Below are 20,524 nucleotides of genomic sequence, written 5' to 3'. Positions count from 1 at the left end.
GGGGGAGCTCGGCGCTGACGGTGGTGCCGCCGGCGGGCGGGCTGGCGACGTCCAGGCGGCCGTCGACGCCGGCCAGACGGTCGGCGAGGCCGGCCAGGCCGTGGCCCTTGCCCAGGTGCGCGCCGCCCCGGCCGTCGTCGCTCACCTGGACGTGCAGGGCGTCGCCGACGCGGACGACGGAGACGGCACAGGTCGTGGCGTCGGCGTGCTTGGCGACGTTGGTCAGCGACTCCGTCACCACGAAGTAGGCGGCGTTCTCGATCGCCGTCGGCAGCCGCTCACCGTCGGCGAGGTCGACATCCAGCGTGGTGGGGACGGGGCAACGGGCGGTCGCCGCCGCGAGGGCCGCGGGCAGGCCGCGGTCGGTGAGGATGGGCGGTGCGATGCCGCGCGAGACGGCGCGCAGCTCGGCCAGCGCCTCCTTCGTCTGCAGCACCGCCTCCTCGACCAGCGGCCGCGCGGCCTGCGGGTCGTCGTCGAAGCGACGCTGCGCGGACTCCAGGTCCATGGTGAGCCGGACGAGGCGCTGCTGCGGCCCGTCGTGGATGTCGCGCTCGACCCGGCGCAGCATCTCCGCCTCGGCGGCGACGACGGACTGACGGCTGCGGCTCAGCTCCTCGGTCCGCGCCCGCAGCGCCGCGGTCTCGTTCGTCAGCAGCCCCCACACCAGCGACGACTCCAGGATCGCGACGCCGCGCAGGATGTGCGCCAGCGCCAGCGGCAGCCCGCGGAACCCGCCGCCGCCCGCGATCACCCAGGACAGCGCGATCAGCGGCGACAGCCCGATCGTCAGCCCAAGCCAGACCATCGTGACCGACCAGGTGAACACCCGCACCGGCAGGATCAGCACCCCGTAGAGCCAGTCCCGCCAGGACTGCCGGTCGCGCAGCACCTCCAGCACCCGCGACAGCCCGCGCTCGCGGGCCGGCTGGTAGTAGACCGGCCCGACCGCCCGCCGCTCCATCGCGCCGACGCGGGCCCGCTCGACCCGGGCGAACCCGCGGGCCGTCAGCAACGTCGCCATCAGGATGAACAGCCCGACGAAGGCGAGCACGACCAGCCCGATGCCTAGGACGAAGCCGACGAGCATCAGCGTGAACGAGGCGATCGCGATCGGCATGCCCGGCAGCAGGAAGCCCAGGTCGCGGCCGATCTGCCGCCAGGTCACCCCCGGCCGGGTCGTCTCGTCGCTCATCGGACACCGTTCGTGGCCGGGATGGGCAGCTCGGCCGTGACGACGGTGCCGCCGGCGGGCGGGCTGACGACGTCCAGACGGCCGTCGACGCCGGCCAGACGGTCGGCGAGGCCGGCCAGGCCGTGGCCCTTGCCCAGGTGCGCGCCGCCGCGGCCGTCGTCGGCGACCTGGACGTGCAGGACGTCGCCGACGCGGACGACGTAGACCGCGCACTGCGAGGCCTGCGAGTGCTTGGCGACGTTCGTCAGCGACTCCGTCACCACGAAGTAGGCGGCGTTCTCGATCGCCGTCGGCAGCCGCTCGGCCAGGTCCGCGCCGACGTCCAGCGTCGTCGGGACGGGGCAGCGCGCGGCCGCCGCGGCGAGGGCGGCCGGCAGCCCGCGGTCGGTGAGGATCGGCGGTGCGATGCCGCGCGAGACGGCGCGCAGCTCGGCCAGCGCCTCCTTCGTCTGCGTGACGGCGCCCGCCAGCAGCGGCCGCGCGGCCTGCGGGTCGTCGTCGAAACGGCGCTGCGCAGACTCGAGGTCCATGGTGAGCCGGACGAGGCGCTGCTGCGGCCCGTCGTGGATGTCGCGCTCGACCCGGCGCAGCGTGTCGGCCTCGGCCTGCACGACCGCCTGCCGGCTGCGGCTCAGCTCGTCGGCCCGGGCCCGCAGCGCCGCGTTCTCGTTCGTCAGCATCGCCCACACCAGCGACGACTCGGTCAGCGCCAGCGCACGCAGCATGAAGGGCAGCGTCAGCAGGAAGACCAGCCCGATGCCGGTGTTGAGGAGCACGTCGGGCAGCCGCCCGTCGCCCAGGCCGATCAGCTCGGCCAGCGTGTCGTTGTCCTCGTTGTCGCGCGGCAGCGCCCACTCCCACAGCACGTAGGAGGTGCCGCCGAACGCGGCCGCCGTCCACGCGATCGTCATGCTCCAGGTGAAGCAGCGGATCGGCAGGATCAGGATGCCGAAGCCCCACTCGCGCCAGGCCAGCGGGTCGCGCAGGTAGCTGAACAGCCGGCCCAGGCCCTTCCCGGAGGCCGGACGGTGGTAGGCCGGCCCGACCGGGCGGTCCTCCAGCAGCGCGACCCGGGCCCGCTCGGCGACGGCGAAGCCGCGGGCGGCGCCGAGCATGGCGATCCACACGATCAGCCCGAGGAAGGCCAGCACGAACAGCCCGGCGCCGAGGGCGAACCCGGTCACCATGATCGTGAAGGAGGCGATGGCGATGGGGAGCCCCGGCAGCAGGTACGCGAGGTCGCGGGGGAGCTGCCGCCAGCCGGCTCGCGGCCGGTCGGTGATCTGCGTGTTCATGCCTCCAGCCTTCCGTGTGCTTGCAGGGTAGACGAGCCGGTCACCCGGTGAGTGCGAGGTAGGGCTGTCCCCACCCGGCCGATGAGGTGCACCGCCGCGCCGAGCGCGGCGGCGCAGCAGACGAGCCACCACGGCAGGTCAGCGCGCCACTGCTGGTCGAAGGACGACGGCGGCACGTACCCGGCGACGCGGACCGCGACGACGGCGACCAGCGCGACCGCGGGCAGCTGCCAGAGGTAGACGGTGACCAGCCGCGGCGCCAGCCAGGCCAGCCCGCCGGCCACCGGAGCGCCGGCCGTCCACCGGTCGATCAACGGCCGTGCGGCCAGCGCCAGCCCCAGCTGCGCCGCGGTGAACCCGAGCAGCACCGACGCGGACGGCAGCGCGCCGCCGTCGCCGTGCGACAACGCCGCCAGCACCAGCCCGCAGACTCCGACCGTCGTGCCGGCGGCGGCCACCGTCAGGGCGTGGACGGGGCGCAGCCGGTCCAGCGTCCCGGCCCGGACGAGCACGCCGGTCTGGTACGCCGCCAGCCAGACCGCCGCGACGACCGCCGGCCCGGCCGGTTCGGCCAGGCCGGCCAGCAGCGCCGCGCCGGCGACGGCGGCGAGCTCGGCGCCGCGCCAGCGCATGTGCAGCCGCAGCAGCGCCGGCCGGGCCACCGCCAGCACCGCCAGCGCGGCCGGCAGCCACAGCAGCCGCGCCGCGCCGTCGATCAGCGGCACCGCGACCACGGCGAACGGCAGCCCCGCCCGGGCCAGCCGCGACAGCCCGGCGCCGCCGGTGCCTCCGGCCCCGGCCGCGAGCAGCGCGAGCGGCGCCGCGAGCACGACCGCCGCGGCCGGCGCCGCCGTCACCGCACCGGTGACCGGATCGGCCACCGGCAGCACCCAGTGCAGCGCGACGACAAGCGCCACCGCGGCCAGGCCGAGCGCCGTCGCGAACCTGGCCGTGGAGGACACGCTCCCAGCGTGTCCCGCACCGCCCGCCGGCACAGCGATGCCCGCTCCACTCTCCATGGTGGGGACAGCCCCACCATGGAGCCGCGCTAACGGGGTGTGAAGACCGCCGGCCGTGGCCGCTAAGAGGCCGCTAACCACGCCGCGGGCTGCGCCTTCGGGGGGTTTGCTGGCGATGTCGGCTCCGAACGGCGGGGCCTGAGCTTCCCTCAGGGGTGTCCATGCAAGACGTCGCCTTCATCGGCCTCACGGTGGTCTTCTTCGTCGTGATGGCCCTGCTCGGCGCCGGCGTCGACCGGCTCGGCCGGCGCTACGGCGTCGACGCTGACGCGACGCGGCCGGAGGCGGACCGGTGAGCGCAGAGAACGTCGTCGGCCTGATCGTGGCCGTCCTCCTGGTCGGCTACCTGCTCGCGGCCCTGCTCTTCCCGGAGCGCTTCTGATGAGCGCCACCGCGGCGGGCCTGCTGCAGATCGCGCTCCTGCTCGTCCTGCTCGCCGTCGTCTTCAAGCCGCTCGGCGACTACATGGCGCGCGTGTTCACGTCGACCCGGCACCTCGCCGCCGAACGTGCCTTCTACCGGATCGTCCGGGTGGACCCGGAGGCGGACCAGCGCTGGAGCACCTACCTGCTCTCGGCGCTGGGCTTCTCCGCGATGTCGGTCCTGCTGCTCTACGCCGTCCTGCGGCTGCAGGACCTGCTGCCGCTGTCGCTCGGCTTCGACGGCATGCCGCCGGCGCTGGCCTTCAACACCGCGACGTCGTTCGTCGCGAACACGAACTGGCAGTCCTACGCCGGAGAGTCGACGCTGGGCTACACCGCGCAGATGGCCGGGCTGACGGTGCAGAACTTCCTGTCCGCCGCGGCCGGCCTGGCAGTGGCGATCGCGCTGATCCGCGGGCTGACGCGGCACCGTACGGACCGGCTGGGCAACTTCTGGGTCGACCTGACCCGCGGCGTCGTCCGCATCCTGCTGCCGATCGCGTTCCTCTTCGCGCTGGTGCTCGTGGCCGGCGGCGTCGTGCAGAACTTCACCGCGCCGTACGAGGTGACGACGCTGGGCGGCGCCGTGCAGTCGGTGCTCGGCGGGCCGGTGGCCTCGCAGGAGGTCATCAAGCTGCTCGGCACGAACGGCGGCGGCTTCTTCAACGTCAACTCCGCGCACCCGTTCGAGAACCCGAACGCGCTCACCAACCTGCTGGAGATCTTCCTGCTGCTGGTGATCCCGGTGTCGCTGGCCCGCACCTACGGCGTCATGGTGAAGGACAAGCGGCAGGGTTACGCGGTGCTCGCGGCGATGGCCGTGCTCTGGGGCGCCGCCCTGGTCGCCGTCACCGCCGCCGAGGTGAACCACCCCGGCACGGTGCCGCAGGCCGTCGGCGCCGCGACGGAGGGCAAGGAGGTCCGGTTCGACGTGTGGGGCTCGGCGCTGTTCGCCAACTCCACCACCGGCACCTCGACCGGCGCCGTCAACTCCATGCACGCCAGCTACACCGGCGCCGGCGGCGGCGTCGTCATGCTGAACATGATGCTGGGTGAGGTCTCGCCCGGTGGCGTGGGCAGCGGCCTCTACGGCATGGTCGTGCTGGCCATCCTGGCCGTCTTCCTGGCCGGTCTGATGGTCGGGCGGACACCGGAGTACCTGGGCAAGAAGATCGGCCGGTACGAGATCTCGCTGGTCGCCCTGTACATCCTGGCGATGCCGTTCGCGCTGCTCATCGGCGCGGCGATCGCGGCGTCGTTCGACGACACCAGGGCGTCGCTGCTGGGCGACGGGCCGCAGGGGCTGTCGGAGATCCTGTACGCGTTCGCCTCCGGCGCCAACAACAACGGCAGCGCGTTCGCCGGGCTGACCGCGAACACCGACTACTACAACACCGCTCTCGGGCTGGCCATGCTGATCGGCCGGTTCACGACGATCGTGCTGGTGCTCGCGCTGGCCGGCGCGCTGGCCCGGCAGCAGCCCACGCCGGTGACCGCCGGGACGCTTCCCACACACCGTCCGCTCTTCGTCGGGCTGCACTCGGTGACGGTGATCATCGTCGCCGGCCTGACGTTCTTCCCGGCGCTGGCGCTGGGGCCGATCGCGGTGGCGCTGGCATGACGATCCTCGAACCCGGAAGGAAGCAGACAGTGACGAGCGTCCAGGCACCGCGGGTCGGCGCCGGTCTCTTCGACGCGCGGCAGCTGGTGTCCTCGCTGCCGGACGCCCTGCGCAAGCTGGACCCGCGGCGGATGATCACGTCGCCGGTGATGTTCGTGGTCGAGATCGGCGCGGTGTTCACCACCGTGCTGGCGATCACCGACTCCAGCACGTTCTCCTGGTGGATCACCGCCTGGCTGTGGATCACGGTGGTCTTCGCGAACCTGGCCGAGGCGGTCGCCGAGGGACGCGGCCGGGCGCAGGCGGCGACGCTGCGGGCGACGAAGCAGGAGACGCCGGCCCGCCGGCTCACCGACGGCCTCGAGGAGGTCGTCAGCAGCTCGGACCTGAGGCTCGGCGACCTCGTGGTGGTCGAGGCGGGCGAGGTGATCCCCGGCGACGGCGACGTCGTCGAGGGCGTCGCCAGCGTCGACGAGTCCGCCATCACGGGCGAGTCGGCGCCGGTGATCCGCGAGTCCGGCGGCGACCGCAGCGCCGTCACCGGCGGCACCAAGGTGCTGTCGGACCGCATCGTCGTGAAGATCACCGCGCGGCCGGGCGAGAGCTTCGTCGACCGGATGATCGCGATGGTCGAGGGCGCGGCCCGGCAGAAGACGCCGAACGAGATCGCGCTGAACATCCTGCTGGCCAGTCTGACGATCATCTTCCTGCTCGCCGTCGTGACGCTGCAGCCGTTCGCGGGCTACTCCGGCCAGCTGCAGTCGATGATCGTGCTGGTCGCGCTGCTGGTCTGCCTCATCCCGACGACGATCGGCGCGCTGCTGTCCGCGATCGGCATCGCCGGCATGGACCGGCTGGTGCAGCGCAACGTGCTGGCGATGTCCGGGCGCGCCGTCGAGGCCGCCGGCGACGTCAACGTGCTGCTGCTGGACAAGACCGGCACGATCACGTTCGGCAACCGGCAGGCGGTCGAGCTGCTGCCGGTCGCCGGCGTCGAGGAGCCGGCGCTTGCCGACGCGGCCCAGCTGGCCAGCCTCGCCGACCAGACGCCGGAGGGCCGCTCCGTCGTCGTCCTGGCCAAGCAGAGGTACGGGCTGCGCGAACGGCACACCGGCGAGCTGCCGGGCGCGACGTTCGTGGAGTTCACCGCGCAGACGCGGATGTCCGGCGTCGACCTCGCCGACGGGCACCAGGTGCGCAAGGGCGCCGCCGGGTCCGTCCTCGGCTGGGTCCGCGACCACGGCGGCCGGCCGGACATCGCGGTCGACGACGTCGTCGACGGCGTCGCGGCGGCCGGCGGCACCCCGCTGGTCGTGGCCGAGCTGCGGGACGGGGAGGCGCGCATCCTGGGCGTCATCCACCTCGCCGACGTCGTCAAGAGCGGCATGCGCGAGCGGTTCGACGAGCTGCGCGCGATGGGCATCCGCACCGTCATGGTCACCGGCGACAACCCCGTCACCGCGAAGGCCATCGCCGAGCAGGCCGGCGTCGACGACTTCCTCGCCGAGGCCAAGCCCGAGGACAAGATGGCCCTGATCAAGCGTGAGCAGGCCGGCGGCCGGCTGGTGGCGATGACCGGCGACGGCACCAACGACGCGCCCGCGCTGGCGCAGGCCGACGTCGGCGTCGCGATGAACACCGGCACGTCGGCGGCCAAAGAGGCCGGCAACATGGTCGACCTCGACTCCGACCCGACGAAGCTGATCGAGATCGTCGAGATCGGCAAGCAGCTGCTGATCACCCGGGGCGCGCTGACGACGTTCTCTATCGCCAACGACATCGCGAAGTACTTCGCGATCATCCCGGCGATGTTCGCCGTCGTGTACCCGCAGCTGGACGCGCTGAACATCATGCGGCTGGCCACGCCGCAGTCGGCGATCCTGTCCGCGGTCATCTTCAACGCGCTGATCATCGTCGCGCTGATCCCGCTGGCGCTGCGCGGCGTCCGGTACCGGCCGCTGTCAGCGGCGGCGATGCTGCAACGCAACGCGCTGGTCTACGGGCTCGGCGGCATCGTCGTCCCCTTCATCGGCATCAAACTCGTCGACCTGCTCGTGTCGGCGATCCCTGGAATCGGGTGAGTTTCCTGTGAATCTGACTGGACTGGCGCGGCAGAGCTGGGCGGGGCTGCGGGTCCTGCTGCTGTTCACCGTTCTGCTCGGCGTCGTGTACCCGCTGGCCGTCACCGGCGTCTCGCAGCTGGCCTTCGGCGACCAGGCCGACGGCTCGCTGGTGTCGCACGACGGCGAGGTCGTCGGGTCGTCGCTGATCGGGCAGCCGTTCGACGGCGATGAGTGGTTCCACCCGCGTCCGTCCGCGGCCGGCGACGGCTACGACACGCTGGCCAGCAGCGGCTCCAACCTCGGCCCGGAGAGCGCCGACCTGCTGGCCGCCGTCGAGGAGCGGCGGGCGGCGGTGGCCGAGCTCAACGGCGTCGACCCCGCGGACGTGCCGCCGGACGCCGTCACCGCGTCGGGCAGCGGGCTGGACCCGCACATCTCGCCGGCGTACGCCGCGATCCAGGCCGACCGGGTCGCCGAGGCCCGCGGGCTGGACCCGGCCGCCGTCCGTGAACTGGTCGACGAGCACATCCAGGACCGCGTCCTCGGGTTCCTCGGCGGCGAGCGGGTCAACGTCCTCGAACTGAACCTCGCACTGGAGGACCTGGACGCCTCATGACACGAGGACGCCTCCGCGTGTACCTCGGCGCCGCGCCGGGCGTCGGCAAGACCTTCGACATGCTGTCCGAGGGTCATCGCCGGCGCTCGCGCGGCACCGACGTGGTCGCCGGGCTGGTCGAGACGCACGGCCGGCCGCACACCGCCGAGCTGCTCGACGGCATCGAGGTGATCCCGCGGCGGGTCGTGACCTACCGCGGGACGGACTTCGAGGAGATGGACGTGGAGGCGATCCTGCACCGCCGCCCGCAGGTCGTCCTGGTCGACGAGCTCGCGCACACGAACGTGCCGGGCTCTCGCAACGCCAAGAGATGGCAGGACGTCGACGACCTGCTGGCCGCCGGCATCGACGTCATCACGACCGTCAACATCCAGCACCTGGAGTCGCTCAACGACGTCGTCGCGTCGATCACCGGGGTGACGCAGCGGGAGACGATCCCGGACGAGGTGGTGCGCCGCGCGGACCAGATCGAGCTCGTGGACATGTCGCCTGAGGCGCTGCGCCGGCGGCTGGCGCACGGCAACGTCTACGCCGCGGAGAAGGTCGACGCGGCGCTGGCGAACTACTTCCGGATCGGCAACCTCACGGCGCTGCGCGAGCTGGCGCTGCTCTGGCTGGCCGACCGGGTCGACGACGCGCTGGAGAAGTACCGCGTCGACGAGGGCATCGAGGCGCCGTGGCACACCCGCGAGCGGGTCGTCGTCGCGCTGACCGGCGGCCCGGAGGGCGAGACGCTGCTGCGCCGGGCCGCCCGCATCGTGAACCGGGGCGCCGGCGGCGAGCTGCTCGCCGTCCACGTCGCCCGCAGCGACGGGCTCACCGGCGCGCCACCCGGGGCACTGGAGAAGCAGCGGGCGCTCACCGAGACGCTCGGCGGAACGTTTCATCAGGTCGTCGGCGAGGACGTCGCCGCGGCGATCCTCGACTTCGCCCGCGGCTCCAACGCCGCGCTCATCGTCGTCGGCGTGAGCCGGCGGCCGCGCTGGCAGCTCTCGCTGCGCGAGGGCGTCGGCGCCCGCGTCGTCCGCGACTCCGGCCCGATCGACGTGCACGTCGTCACGCACGAACGGGCCGGTCAGGGCACGCTGCCGCAGCGGGCGGAGGTGCTGAGCCGGAACCGGCGGGTGCTGGCCTGGGTGACGGCGCTGCTGGGCGCGGTGGCCCTGACTGCCGTGCTGGTGTGGCTGCGGGAGATCCACGAGCTGCCGATCGACATCATGCTGTTCCTCTCCCTGACGGTCGGTGTCGCGCTGATCGGCGGGCTGTGGCCGGCGGTGACGGCGGCGGTCTTCGGCAGCCTGCTGCTCAACTGGTTCCTCACGCCGCCGTACTACGAGTGGACCATCGCCGACCCGCAGAACGCGTTCGCGCTGGTGGTGTTCGTGCTGGTCGCGATCGGGGTGGCGTCGGTCGTCGACTTGGCCGCCCGGCGGACGATCCAGGCGTCGCGGGCCGGCGCGGAGGCGGAGACGCTGAGCGCGCTGGCCGGGTCGGTGCTGCGCGGCGAGAACACCGTGCTGGCGATCCTGGAGCGGCTGCGCGAGCGGTTCGGGATGGAGTCGGTGACGCTGCTGGAGCGGCACGACTCGCACGAGCGGTGGACGACGGTCGAGTGCGCAGGCGGCCGGCCGTGCGCGTCGCCGGAGGAGGGCTCGTCGGAGGTGATGATCTCCGAGACGCTGGCGCTGGCGCTGCGCGGCCGCGTCCTCGAGGGCGGCGACCGGCGGGTGCTGGAGGCGTACGCCGCGCAGGCCACCGTCGTGCTGGAGCGGGAACGGCTGCGCGAGCGCGCGGAGGAGGCGCGCCGGCTGGAGGAGGGCGACGCGATCCGCACGGCGCTGCTGGCCGCCGTCTCGCACGACCTGCGCACGCCGCTGGCGGCGATCAAGGCCGGCGTCAGCAGCCTGCGTCAGGACGAGGTCGTGTTCTCGCCGGGGGACCAGGCCGAGCTGCTGGCCACCGTCGGGTCGGCGACGGACTCGCTGGAGCGGCTCATCGACAACCTGCTCGACCTGTCCCGGCTGGAGACGGAGACGGTGCGCCCGGTAGCGCGGCCGGCGGCGCTGGACGAGGTGGTGCCGCGTGCTCTGGCCGGGGTGCCTTCGGGCAGCGTGGTGCTGGACGTGCCGGAGTCGCTGCCGCTGCTGACGACCGACGCCGGGCTGCTGGAGCGGGCGTTGGCGAACTTGGTGGAGAACGCGGTGCGGTACTCGCCGGACGGCGTGCCGGTGACGGTGTCCGCGGCGGTCGTCCGCTCCTCGGTGGAACTGCGGGTCGTCGACCGCGGGCCCGGCGTCGGCGAGGCGGACAAGGCGACGATGTTCCGGCCGTTCCGGCGGCTCGGCGACGGCTCGTCCGGCGCGGGCGGCTCGGTCGGGCTGGGGCTCGCGGTCGCGCGCGGCTTCGTCGAGGCGCTCGGCGGCACCCTGACCGCCGACGACACTCCCGGCGGCGGGCTGACGATGGTGCTGCGGCTGCCGCTGTCGTCGGGGGCGCCATCGTGACCGGGCCGCGCGTCCTCGTCGTCGACGACGTGCCGGCGCTGACCCGGGCGCTGGCGATCAACCTGCGCGCCCGCGGCTGGGACGTCGTCACCGCCGCCGACGGACGGGGCGCGCTGGAGGCCGCCGCCCGCCGTCACCCCGACGTCGTCGTGCTCGACCTCGGCCTGCCGGACCTGAGCGGCATCGAGGTGATCGCCGGACTGCGCGGCTGGACCAGCGTGCCGATCATCGTGCTGTCGGCCCGGCAGGACTCCGCGGACAAGGTGCGCGCCCTGGACGCCGGCGCCGACGACTACGTCACCAAGCCCTTCGACATGGAGGAGCTGCTGGCGCGGCTGCGCGCCGCCTGGCGCCGCTCGCTCCCGTCCGCCTCCGGCGAGTCCGTCGTCGTCGCGGGGGAGCTGTCGATCGACCTGGCCCGGAAGAAGGTGTCCCGGTCGGGTTCTGACGTGCGGCTCACTCCGACCGAGTGGCACCTGCTGGAGGTGCTGGTCCGCAACGCCGGCACGCTGGTGTCGCGGGAGCAGCTGCTGCGCGAGGTGTGGGGGCCGTCGTACTCGAAGGAGACGGGGTACCTGCGGGTCTACACGGCGCAGCTGCGGCGCAAGCTGGAGCCCGATCCGTCGCATCCGGTGCACCTGATCACCGAGCCCAGCATGGGCTACCGCTTCGAGCCCTGACCCCACTTGGCACGCCCCCGCGTCCCGCTTGCCCTTGGGGGTTTCCGCTTGGCACGTCCCGGCGTCCTTCTCTGCCCCGGGGGTGCCGCTTGGCACGTCGCCGCGTCCCGCTTGGCACGTCACCGGCGACCTCGCGCGTCCGTTCAGTCCCGTTTGTGGAGCGCTCCGGCGTGCCAAGGCGGGCTCAGCAGCAGTGGGGCGTGCCAAGCCGGGGCTGTGGACAGCGGGGCCTGCCGAGCCGACGTGCGCCCGCGCCTGTGGATAGCGATCGGCGCGGCGGCGGGAGCTCGGGCAGGCTGGCCGACATGACGAGGCGGATCGGCGTGGTGGGAGTGTCCACCATCGCGGAGTTGCGCGCACGGGGCCTGAGCCCTGGCGCGCTACGCCACGCTGTCACAACCGGGCGGCTGGTCCGGCTGCGTCGCGGCGTCTACTGCGACGGTGAGGTGTGGCGAGCGAGTGGCCGCAGGCCGGCCGATCGGCACACGGTCGAGACGTGCGCCGCCTGGCTCGCGCTGGGCCGGAGCGGCTGGGCGGTCGGGTACTCCGCCGCGGTGATCGCCGGCCTGCCGGTGCCCTGGGGCGAGCCGCGGCCGCTGCGGTTCTCACGGCCGACGCGGCCGCATGGGCGGCGGGCGTACACAGGCGTGCGGCTACGCACGGCGGGCGTCGAGCAGACCGACGTCTTCCTCCTGCACGGCGTGCCGGTGACGACGCCGGCCCGGACCGCTGCGGACGTCGCGCGCGAGCATGACTTCGCCGCCGGCCTGGTGCTGGCCGACGCCGCGCTGCGCAGCGGGATCGCCTCGGCCGGGGAGCTGCGCCAGGTCGCCGAACGACAGTCCCGCTGGCCGCATGGTTCCCAGGCGATGCTGGTCGCCGCACATGCCGACGGAGCCAGGGAGTCGCCGGCCGAGTCCGTCTCCTTTGCCGGGTTCGTGTCAGCCGGGCTGCCGCTGCCGGCGTGCAACGTCTGGGTCGCAGGCCGCGGCGCGGGCGGTGCGCGAGCCGATTTCGTCTGGCGGCAGCATCGACTGGTGGGCGAGGTCGACGGCCACCTGAAGTACACCGCGCCGTTCCGGGCCGACCAGGAGAACGTGCTGGTCGACGAGAAACTGCGGCAACTACGGATCGAGGAGGCCGGGTACGTCGTCGTCCGCTGGACCGCAGCCGAGGCGATGAGCCGTCCCGAGGCCGTCGTCGAGCGGATCGTGCGCCACTCGCGGATCGCCGCCCGCATGTACGGTGTCCCGCCGCTCGCCTCGACGCACCGCGCAGCACGCTGAAGCTCACTCCGCGCACTCCCGCACGCCAGGTCTGCGCACGCCGGGTCCCGCACTGCGGTTCGCGCAGCACGCGCCCGCATCCGGGCCGGCCTCCAGAGCGGTCCGCTTGGCGCGCGCCCCGGTGAGGTCCGCTTGGCACGCCCGGGTGCGCCGCTTGGCACGGCGTGGGCGACCTTACCCGGGCGTTTCGCGGCTTTTGTGGAGCGTGCTGGCGTGCCAAGCGGGACGCGCCGGGGCTGCAGGAGCGTTTTGGCGTGCCAAGCGGGGGACGCCGGGGGCCGGGGGTGCGTTCTGGCGTGCCAAGCGGGACACGCCGGAGCCGGGGGTGCGCTCCGGCGTGCCAAGCGGGCGACCCCAAGGCCCGGCGGAGCGCTCCGGCGTGCCAAGCGGCTGCAACATCGAACCTGGGGAGCGAACGCCGCCGCCGTCGCCATAGGATCGGATGGTTCCCCGACCATGGAGTCAGTCATGCCCTCGATCAGTCGCGAGGAGGTCGCGCACCTCGCGCACCTCGCTCGCCTCGACCTCGCCCCCGACGAGCTGGACCATCTGGCCGGCCAGCTCGATCAGATCCTGGGCGCGGTCGCGCAGGTCACCGAGGTCGCGGCCGACGACATCCCGCCGACGTCACACGCGTTGCCGCTGACCAACGTGTTCCGGGCCGACGAGCCGCGCCCGTGCCTGACCCCCGAGTCGGTGCTGGCCGCCGCGCCCGCCGCCGAGGACGGCCGGTTCCGCGTGCCGCAGATCCTGGGGGAGGAGCAGTGAGCGGCCTCACCCGCAGGACGGCCGCCGAGCTCGCCACGGCCGTCAAGGCCGGCGACGTCAGCGCCGTCGAGGTCACCCAGGCGCACCTGGACCGCATCGCCGAGGTCGACGGCTCCGCCGAGGCCGGCGTGCACGCGTTCCTGCACGTCGACACCGACGGCGCGCTGGCCGCGGCCGCCGCCGTCGACGCACGCCGCGCCGCCGGCGAGGAGCTGGGCCCGCTGGCCGGCGTCCCGCTGGCGCTGAAGGACGTCATCACCACCGCAGACATGCCGACCACCGCCGGCTCCAGGATCCTCGAGGGCTGGCGCCCGCCGTACGACGCCACCGTCACGCGGCGGCTGCGCGACGCCGGCATCGTCATCCTCGGCAAGACCAACCTGGACGAGTTCGCGATGGGCTCGTCGACGGAGAACTCCGCGTTCGGCGTCACCCGCAACCCGTGGGACCTCACCCGCATCCCGGGCGGCTCCGGCGGCGGCTCGGCCGCGTCGCTGGCCGCGTACGAGGCGCCGCTGGCCATCGGCACCGACACCGGCGGCTCGATCCGCCAGCCGGCCGCCGTCACCGGCACCGTCGGCGTCAAGCCCACCTACGGCGGGGTCAGCCGCTACGGCCTGATCGCCTGCGCGTCCAGCCTCGACCAGGCCGGCCCGTGCGCCCGCACGGTGCTCGACGCGGCCCTGCTGCACACCGTCATCGCCGGTCACGACCCGTTGGACTCCACCAGCATCGCCCAGCCGGTGCCCGACGTCGTCGCGGCGGCGAAGCGCGGCGCCGAGGGCGACCTCACCGGCCTGCGGGTCGGCGTCGTCAAGGAGCTCGGCGGCGAGGGCTACCAGGCCGGCGTCGAGGCGCGCTTCAACGACGCGGTCGCGCTGCTGTCGAAGCTGGGCGCCGAGGTCGTCGAGGTCTCCTGCCCGCACTTCACGTACGGTCTCGCCGCGTACTACCTGATCCTGCCCAGCGAGGTCTCCTCCAACCTGGCCCGGTTCGACGCCATGCGCTACGGGCTGCGGGTCGGCGACGACGGCAGCCGCGGCGCCGAGGAGGTCATGAGCCTGACCCGCGGCCAGGGCTTCGGCGCCGAGGCGAAGCGGCGCATCATGCTCGGCACGTACGCGCTGTCCTCGGGCTACTACGACGCCTACTACGGCCAGGCGCAGAAGGTCCGCACGCTCATCGCCCGCGACTTCGACGCCGCGTTCGCGCAGGTCGACGTGCTGGTGTCGCCGACGACGCCGACCACGGCGTTCCCGATCGGCGAGAAGGTCGACGACCCGCTGGCGATGTACATGAACGACCTGTGCACCATCCCGAGCAACCTCGCCGGCAACGCGTCGGCGTCGTTCCCCGCCGGGCTGGCCGACGAGGACGGCCTGCCGGTCGGCCTGCACGTCATGGCGCCGGTGCTGGCCGACGACCGCCTGTATCTCGTCGGCGCGGCGGTCGAGAGCGCATACGCCGCGCAATGGGGGGGAACGTTGCTGGAACAGGCACCCGCGTTGGAGGGGATCGGACAGTGAACGCCAAGTACCTGGCCAAGTTCGGCGGCTCGGCGCTGGGCGCGGTGGGCGCCGCGCGCAGCCTCACCAAGGCGCGCCGCGAGGGCGACAAGCTGCGGATGATCGACGCCGTGCTCAGCATCCTGTCCGTCGCCATCACCATCGCGATCGTCGTGCGCGAGATCCGCGAGTCGCAGAACGAGAACAAGCCGCTGGTCGAGCTGAAGGACGACGAATGACCGTGACCACGGCGCTGCCCTCGTTCGACGAGGCCATCGCGACCTACGAGCCCGTCATGGGCATGGAGGTCCACGTCGAGCTCGGCACCGCCACGAAGATGTTCTGCGGCTGCTCCACGACGTTCGGCGGCGAGCCGAACTCGCAGGTCTGCCCGGTCTGCCTGGGCCTGCCCGGCTCGCTGCCGGTGGTCAACGAGATCGCCGTCGAGTCGGCCATCCGGATCGGCCTGGCGCTGAACTGCTCCATCGCCGAGTGGTGCCGGTTCGCCCGGAAGAACTACTTCTATCCGGACATGCCGAAGAACTTCCAGACCTCGCAGTACGACGAGCCGATCGCGTTCGACGGGTACATGGACGTCGTCGCCGACGGCGTCGAGTACCGCATCGGCATCGAGCGGGCGCACATGGAGGAGGACACCGGCAAGTCGCTGCACGTCGGCGGGGCGACCGGGCGCATCCACGGCGCGTCGCACTCGCTGCTGGACTACAACCGCTCCGGCATCCCGCTGATCGAGATCGTCACCAAGCCGATCGAGGTGCCGGCCGAGGTCGCTCCCGCCGTCGCCCGGGCCTACGTCACCGAGCTGCGCGAGCTGATCCGGGCGCTCGGCGTCTCCGAGGCGCGCATGGAGCTGGGCCAGCTGCGCTGCGACGCCAACGTGTCGCTGCGGCTCCCGGGCGCTGCGTACGGGACGCGGACGGAGACGAAGAACGTCAACTCGCTGCGGTCGGTCGAGCGGGCCGTCACGTACGAGATCCGGCGCCAGGCGTCGGTGCTGTCGTCCGGCGGGACGATCGTGCAGGAGACCCGGCACTGGCACGAGGACACCGGCGAGACCACGTCCGGGCGGGTCAAGGAGGAGGCCGAGGACTACCGGTACTTCCCCGAGCCCGACCTGGTCCCGATCGCGCCGTCCCGCGAGTGGGTCGACGAGCTGCGCGCGACGCTGCCGGAGCCGCCGTCGGTGCGACGCGCCCGGCTGCAGGAGGCGTGGGGCTTCACCGACCTCGAGATGCGCGACGTCGTCAACGCCGGCGCGCTGTCGCTGGTGTTCGACACCGTCGCCGCGGGCGCGACGGCCGGTGGCGCGAAGAAGTGGTGGCTCGGCGAGGTCGCCCGGGTCGCCAACGAGCGCGGCGTCGCGCTGGAGGACGCCGGCATCTCCGTCGCCGACGTCGCCCGGGTCGAGGTGCTGATCGGCGAGGGCGCGCTGAACGACAAGCTCGCCCGCCAGGTCGTGGAGGGCGTACTGGCCGGCGAGGGGACCCCTGACGAGGTCGTCGCCGCCCGCGGGCTGGCCGTCGTCTCCGACGACTCCGCGCTCGGCGCCGCCGTCGACGACGCGATCGCCGCCCAGCCCGACGTCGCCGACAAGATCCGCGCCGGCAACCTCGGCGCGGTGGGCGCGCTCATCGGCGCGATCATGAAGGCCACGAAGGGCCAGGCCGACGCCAAGCGGGCCCGCGAGCTCATCCTGGAGCGGCTGCAGAGCTGACGGGGTTGCGCGCTCAGCCGCCCGCCGGGCGGCTGACGTGCATCTCGATGGCGTAGCGGTCGCCGCGGTAGAGCGAGCGGCCGAACTCGACCACGTTGCCCATGGTGTCGAGCGCGCGCCGCTCGACGAGGAACGCCGGGTCGTAGCCGGGCACCTCCAGCCGCCTGGCCTCGGCCGGGCTGAGCCGCGCGATCGACACCGTCTGCTCGGCCGACTCCAGCCGCACGCCGAACACCCTGGCCAGCACGTCGTAGAGGGACTGGTCGCGGTTCATGACGTCGAGCAGGGTGCCGAACCGCGCGGCCGGCAGGTTGGTCCGCTCCAGCGCCATCGGGGTGCCGTCGGCGGTGCGGACGCGCTCGATGGAGTGCACCGGCGCACCGACGTCGACGCCCAGGCGCTCGGCGATGTCGCGGGTCGCGGGGCGGGTGCGGGCCCGGTAGCTGCGCGAGCCGGGCGTCATGCCGCGGTTGCGCATGTCCTGGCTGAACGACCGGAAGATCTCCGAGTGGGTGAGGGTCGGCCGCTGCACGAACGTGCCTCGCCCGGACACCCGCCGCACCATGCCGCGCGCCTCGAGCTCGTCGATGGCGCCGCGGACGGTCATGCGGGCCACCCCGAACCGCTCGGCCAGCACCCGCTCCGACGGCAGCAGCGACCCGTCCCGCGACTGCTGGACCAGCGTCGCGAGCACCTCCTGGATGTGCGCGCCCTTCGCGCCGTCGCCGGTCGTGAACACATCCGGCGCGACGCCGTTCGGCTCGTGTCGTGGCCTCGGCACGGTGCGCTCCTCTGCTCGACCGGGTCACGGTCATCCTACGGATTGACACCGGTCTAGACCGGTATTACGGTCGGCTCGTGACCACGCCCGCGACCTTCATCAGTATCGACGGGGGCAAGTCGGCGCTGCGACTGCTGGCGGTGATGGGCTCGCGGCGGCAGACCGGCACGGGGCCGGGCATGAGCTACGTGCCGGGCGAGGACGGCGTCGAGCGGACGGTCGCGGCCGTCCGGGCGGCGGCCGCCGGGCTCGACCTGCCGGACCGGGTGGCCGGCATCGTCGCCGGGCTGACGGCGGTGCCGGGCGAGCCCGGCCCGCGGCGCGAGCTGGCCCGGCGGATCGGCGCCGAACTGGGCGGGCCGGCGCTGGTGGCCGAGGACGTGCACCTCGCGCACGCCGGCGCGCTGGCCGGGCCGGGCACCGTGCTGTGCATCGGCACCGGGACGAACGTGCTGGCCATGGGCGCCGGCGGGGAGTATGCGACGGTAGAGGGCTGGGGCCCGGCGCTCGGCGACCGTGGCAGCGGCTACGCGATCGGGCTGGCCGGCCTGCGCGCGGCGACGGCGGCGCTGGACGGTGTCGGCCCGGACACCGTGCTGAGCGAGCGGTTCCCGGACGCCGTCGGCGGGACCGGGCTGGCCGCGCTGCAGCGCTTCTACCGCGACCCGGAGCTGGTGGCGCGGGTCGCGGGGTTCGCGCCGGCGGTCGTCGAGGCGGCTGGCCACGACGCCGTCGCCCGGACGATCTGCGCCGCGGCGGTCGACGACCTCGTCGCGCTGGCCGCCTCGGCCGCGCGCCGGCAGCCCGACGCCGGGCCGCGGGTGTCGTGGTCCGGCCGGCTGCTCGACGCGGGCGGTCCGCTGCTGGACCGCCTCGGCGTCGGGCTGGGTGAGCACGGGCTGGAGCTGACCAGGCCGGCCGGATCGTCGCTGGAGGGCGGGCTGAGGCTGCTGCGCGGGGTGGCGCCATACGAGCGGGTGCTGGCGCGGCTGCGAGCACAGGCAGGGGAGCACGGGTGAGGATCGGCCACGGGGAGCAGGTGTTCGAGGTCCGGCCGGGCGAGCCGATGGGCGGCTACGCCGACCGGACCCACGGCGTCGGCGGCGTGCTGGATCCGCTGGAGGTGCACGTCGTGACGTTCGCCGCCGGCGGGCGCCGGTTCGCGCTGGTCGTCGCCGACCTCGTCTGCGTCAACGCCGACGTCGCCGGCCAGGTGCGCGACGCTCTGCGGGAGCTCCGGATCGACGACTGCTGGGTCGCCGCCACGCACACGCACGCGAGCCCCGAGGCCGGCTGCCGGCCCGGCGGCGGCCCGACGCCGCCGGACGTCGGGCGGCGGCTGGTCGAGGCGGCCGTCAGCGCGGCGAAGGCGGCCGTCGCCGACGAGCGGGACGCGACGCTGACCAGCGTCCGCGCGGAGGTCGCGGACCTGGCCGGCCGCCGGACCGCCGGCGCCGCCGACCGGCTGGCCGTGCCGGTCGACGCGCTCGTCGTGTCAGCTGGAGGGAGGGTCACCGGTGTGGTCACGGTCACGCCGGTGCACCCGACCGTGCTGCCGGCCGGCAACAGCGACGTCTCTGCGGACCTCAACGGCGCGATCCGCCGCGCCCTCCGAGCACCCGGCCGCTGGGCCGTCGCCGCGACCGGCGCCGCGGGCGACATCAGCACTCGGCACACCCGCCGCGGCCGGAGCCCGGCCGAGCTGGACCGGCTCGCGTCGCTGGTCGCCGCGGCCCTGCCGCTGCCGCCCAACCAGACCCCGGCCCCGGCCCCGGCGCCGTCGCGGCCCGGCCCGGACACCATCGGCCCGGCACTGGAGCGACGGGTCCGGCTGGAGCCCCGGACCGCCACCGAGCTCGCCGCCGCGACCGCGGCCACCGCCGACGGCAGCGCCGACGAGCGCACCCGCCACGTGTTCGACCAGGGCAGGCGCATCGCCGGCGAGCTGGCCGCCCGCGGCGAGCCCTACGACGTGGACGTCCAGGCGGTCCGGCTCGGCGGCGTGACGCTGGTGGCGATCCCGGGCGAGCTGTTCCTGGAGCTGGGCGAGGCGATCCGCGCGGGCGCCGGGCTGGACGTCATCGTCGTCGGCTACGCCAACGGCTACCTCGGCTACCTGCCCAGCCGCGGCACCTCGCCCACGTACGAGACGCTCGTCAGCCCGGTCCGCCTGGGCAGCGGCGAACAGGTCGTGGACGCCGCCGTGGACGCGGCGCGGTCCGTCACAGGTGAGGAGAGCACGTGATCGCATCGGAGTACGCCGCCCGGGCCGCCGGGCTGGTCGAGCACGTCGTGCAGACGCAGCTGCCGGCCCTGCGGGAGGCCGCCGCGATGTTGGCCGGGTCGATCGCGGCCGGCGGCGTGCTGCAGACGTTCGGGACCGGGCACTCGCGCATCGTGACGCTGGAGCTGGCCGGCCGCGCGGGCGGGCTGGTCCCCGTCGGCATGCTCGCCGTGAAGGACCTGGTGATGTTCGGTGGCGAGGATCCCGCAGCCATCCTCGACCCGACGTACGAGCGCGAGTCCGGCCTGGCCGGGCGCATCTACGCGCTGGCCCGTCCGCGGCCGGAGGACGTGTTCCTCATCGTGTCCAACTCCGGCCTCAACGCGGCGATCGTCGAGATGGCCCAGCTGGTGCGCGAGCGCGGCCACGGCCTGATCGCGATCACGTCGCTGGCGCACACCCGGTCGGCGGCGGCCCGCACCGCCTGCGGCCCGCGGCTGGCCGATCTCGCCGACGTCGTCATCGACAACGGCGCGCCGGAGGGCGACGCGGCGATCGAGGTCGCCCCCGGCGTGCGGATCGGCGCGGTGTCGTCGCTGACCGGGGTGCTGGCGGCGCAGATCCTCACCGAGCTGGTCTGCCGGGAGCTCCTGGAGCGGGGCGAGGAGCCGCCGGTCTACATCTCGGCCAACCTGGCGGCGGGCGACGCGCACAACCGGCAGCTCCTGAAGCGCTACCAGGACCGGGTGCGCCCGATCGAGCCGTAGGAGTCGCGGCGCCGACGGTCTCCGGGCGGGGACGGGTTAGGGT

At 73.9% G+C, this 20,524-nt stretch carries 19 protein-coding genes; 15 read left to right on the top strand and 4 right to left on the bottom strand.

What is annotated here, in order from left to right; genetic code table 11:
• From C1I92_RS29010 to C1I92_RS34090, 3 genes are all read right to left on the bottom strand, one after another.
• Nucleotides 1-1,195: sensor histidine kinase (locus C1I92_RS29010; protein ID WP_111258115.1), on the bottom strand; the 1,195-nt coding region annotated here is incomplete at its 3' end.
• Nucleotides 1,192-2,490 carry a sensor histidine kinase gene (locus tag C1I92_RS29005; RefSeq protein WP_111258114.1) on the bottom strand — a complete coding sequence of 433 codons (1,299 nt, stop codon included), beginning with the start codon at nucleotides 2,488-2,490 and terminating at the stop codon, nucleotides 1,192-1,194. The genes C1I92_RS29010 and C1I92_RS29005, both read right to left, overlap by 4 nt.
• Nucleotides 2,487-3,452: a hypothetical protein gene (locus C1I92_RS34090; RefSeq protein ID WP_158564322.1), complete on the bottom strand. Its 966-nt coding sequence runs from the start codon at nucleotides 3,450-3,452 to the stop codon at nucleotides 2,487-2,489. The genes C1I92_RS29005 and C1I92_RS34090 overlap by 4 nt, the downstream gene beginning before the upstream one ends.
• A gap of 218 nt (nucleotides 3,453-3,670) precedes the next feature.
• Here C1I92_RS34090 and C1I92_RS35380 point away from each other — a divergent pair, with 218 nt between their 5' ends.
• From C1I92_RS35380 to gatB, 12 genes are all read left to right on the top strand, one after another.
• Nucleotides 3,671-3,805 carry a hypothetical protein gene (locus tag C1I92_RS35380; protein ID WP_267896773.1) on the top strand — a complete coding sequence of 45 codons (135 nt, stop codon included), beginning with the start codon at nucleotides 3,671-3,673 and terminating at the stop codon, nucleotides 3,803-3,805.
• A complete protein-coding gene (gene kdpF, locus C1I92_RS28995; RefSeq protein WP_111258113.1) occupies nucleotides 3,802-3,891 on the top strand; it encodes a K(+)-transporting ATPase subunit F in 90 nt (29 codons plus the stop codon). Before C1I92_RS35380 ends, kdpF begins: the two co-directional genes overlap by 4 nt.
• Nucleotides 3,891-5,552 carry a potassium-transporting ATPase subunit KdpA gene (gene kdpA, locus C1I92_RS28990; protein WP_111258112.1) on the top strand — a complete coding sequence of 554 codons (1,662 nt, stop codon included), beginning with the start codon at nucleotides 3,891-3,893 and terminating at the stop codon, nucleotides 5,550-5,552. The genes kdpF and kdpA overlap by 1 nt, the downstream gene beginning before the upstream one ends.
• The gene (gene kdpB / locus C1I92_RS28985; RefSeq protein ID WP_111258111.1) at nucleotides 5,549-7,633 is read left to right on the top strand and encodes a potassium-transporting ATPase subunit KdpB; all 2,085 of its coding nucleotides are present in this window, start codon (nucleotides 5,549-5,551) and stop codon (nucleotides 7,631-7,633) included. The genes kdpA and kdpB overlap by 4 nt, the downstream gene beginning before the upstream one ends.
• A gap of 7 nt (nucleotides 7,634-7,640) precedes the next feature.
• Nucleotides 7,641-8,231, top strand: coding sequence for a potassium-transporting ATPase subunit KdpC (kdpC, locus tag C1I92_RS28980; protein ID WP_111258110.1), 591 nt, complete (start codon nucleotides 7,641-7,643; stop codon nucleotides 8,229-8,231).
• Nucleotides 8,228-10,735, top strand: coding sequence for a DUF4118 domain-containing protein (locus C1I92_RS28975; RefSeq protein WP_111258109.1), 2,508 nt, complete (start codon nucleotides 8,228-8,230; stop codon nucleotides 10,733-10,735). Before kdpC ends, C1I92_RS28975 begins: the two co-directional genes overlap by 4 nt.
• A complete protein-coding gene (locus C1I92_RS28970) occupies nucleotides 10,732-11,415 on the top strand; it encodes a response regulator (protein ID WP_111258108.1) in 684 nt (227 codons plus the stop codon). Before C1I92_RS28975 ends, C1I92_RS28970 begins: the two co-directional genes overlap by 4 nt.
• Before the next feature lie 305 nt (nucleotides 11,416-11,720).
• Entirely contained in the window at nucleotides 11,721-12,701 is a 981-nt protein-coding gene (locus tag C1I92_RS28965) for a type IV toxin-antitoxin system AbiEi family antitoxin domain-containing protein (RefSeq protein WP_111258107.1), read from the top strand.
• 468 nt (nucleotides 12,702-13,169) lie between these two features.
• The gene (gene gatC / locus C1I92_RS28960) at nucleotides 13,170-13,469 is read left to right on the top strand and encodes an Asp-tRNA(Asn)/Glu-tRNA(Gln) amidotransferase subunit GatC (protein WP_111258106.1); all 300 of its coding nucleotides are present in this window, start codon (nucleotides 13,170-13,172) and stop codon (nucleotides 13,467-13,469) included.
• Entirely contained in the window at nucleotides 13,466-14,995 is a 1,530-nt protein-coding gene (gatA, locus tag C1I92_RS28955) for an Asp-tRNA(Asn)/Glu-tRNA(Gln) amidotransferase subunit GatA (protein WP_111258105.1), read from the top strand. The genes gatC and gatA overlap by 4 nt, the downstream gene beginning before the upstream one ends.
• Nucleotides 14,992-15,213, top strand: coding sequence for a hypothetical protein (locus C1I92_RS28950; protein WP_111258104.1), 222 nt, complete (start codon nucleotides 14,992-14,994; stop codon nucleotides 15,211-15,213). The genes gatA and C1I92_RS28950 overlap by 4 nt, the downstream gene beginning before the upstream one ends.
• Entirely contained in the window at nucleotides 15,210-16,709 is a 1,500-nt protein-coding gene (gene gatB / locus C1I92_RS28945; RefSeq protein WP_111258103.1) for an Asp-tRNA(Asn)/Glu-tRNA(Gln) amidotransferase subunit GatB, read from the top strand. The genes C1I92_RS28950 and gatB overlap by 4 nt, the downstream gene beginning before the upstream one ends.
• A 13-nt stretch (nucleotides 16,710-16,722) precedes the next feature.
• Here the strand turns inward: gatB and C1I92_RS28940 are convergent, their stop codons facing one another.
• Nucleotides 16,723-17,490: a GntR family transcriptional regulator gene (locus tag C1I92_RS28940; protein ID WP_111258102.1), complete on the bottom strand. Its 768-nt coding sequence runs from the start codon at nucleotides 17,488-17,490 to the stop codon at nucleotides 16,723-16,725.
• Nucleotides 17,491-17,567: 77 nt separating this feature from the next.
• Here C1I92_RS28940 and C1I92_RS28935 point away from each other — a divergent pair, with 77 nt between their 5' ends.
• From C1I92_RS28935 to C1I92_RS28925, 3 genes are read left to right on the top strand one after another with little or no spacing between them, the layout of a single operon-like run.
• The gene (locus tag C1I92_RS28935) at nucleotides 17,568-18,509 is read left to right on the top strand and encodes an N-acetylglucosamine kinase (RefSeq protein ID WP_199521697.1); all 942 of its coding nucleotides are present in this window, start codon (nucleotides 17,568-17,570) and stop codon (nucleotides 18,507-18,509) included.
• Complete coding sequence (locus tag C1I92_RS28930; protein ID WP_111258101.1) at nucleotides 18,506-19,735, top strand: hypothetical protein; 1,230 nt, start codon at nucleotides 18,506-18,508, stop codon at nucleotides 19,733-19,735. The genes C1I92_RS28935 and C1I92_RS28930 overlap by 4 nt, the downstream gene beginning before the upstream one ends.
• A complete protein-coding gene (locus C1I92_RS28925) occupies nucleotides 19,732-20,481 on the top strand; it encodes a sugar isomerase domain-containing protein (RefSeq protein ID WP_111258100.1) in 750 nt (249 codons plus the stop codon). The genes C1I92_RS28930 and C1I92_RS28925 overlap by 4 nt, the downstream gene beginning before the upstream one ends.
• Nucleotides 20,482-20,524 lie beyond the last annotated feature (43 nt).

The sequence above is a fragment of the Jiangella anatolica genome (assembly GCF_003236295.1).
GTDB lineage: Bacteria > Actinomycetota > Actinomycetes > Jiangellales > Jiangellaceae > Jiangella > Jiangella anatolica.
The sequence above is the reverse complement of the archived record's forward strand: the minus strand, read 5'-3'. Positions and strand labels throughout refer to the sequence as shown.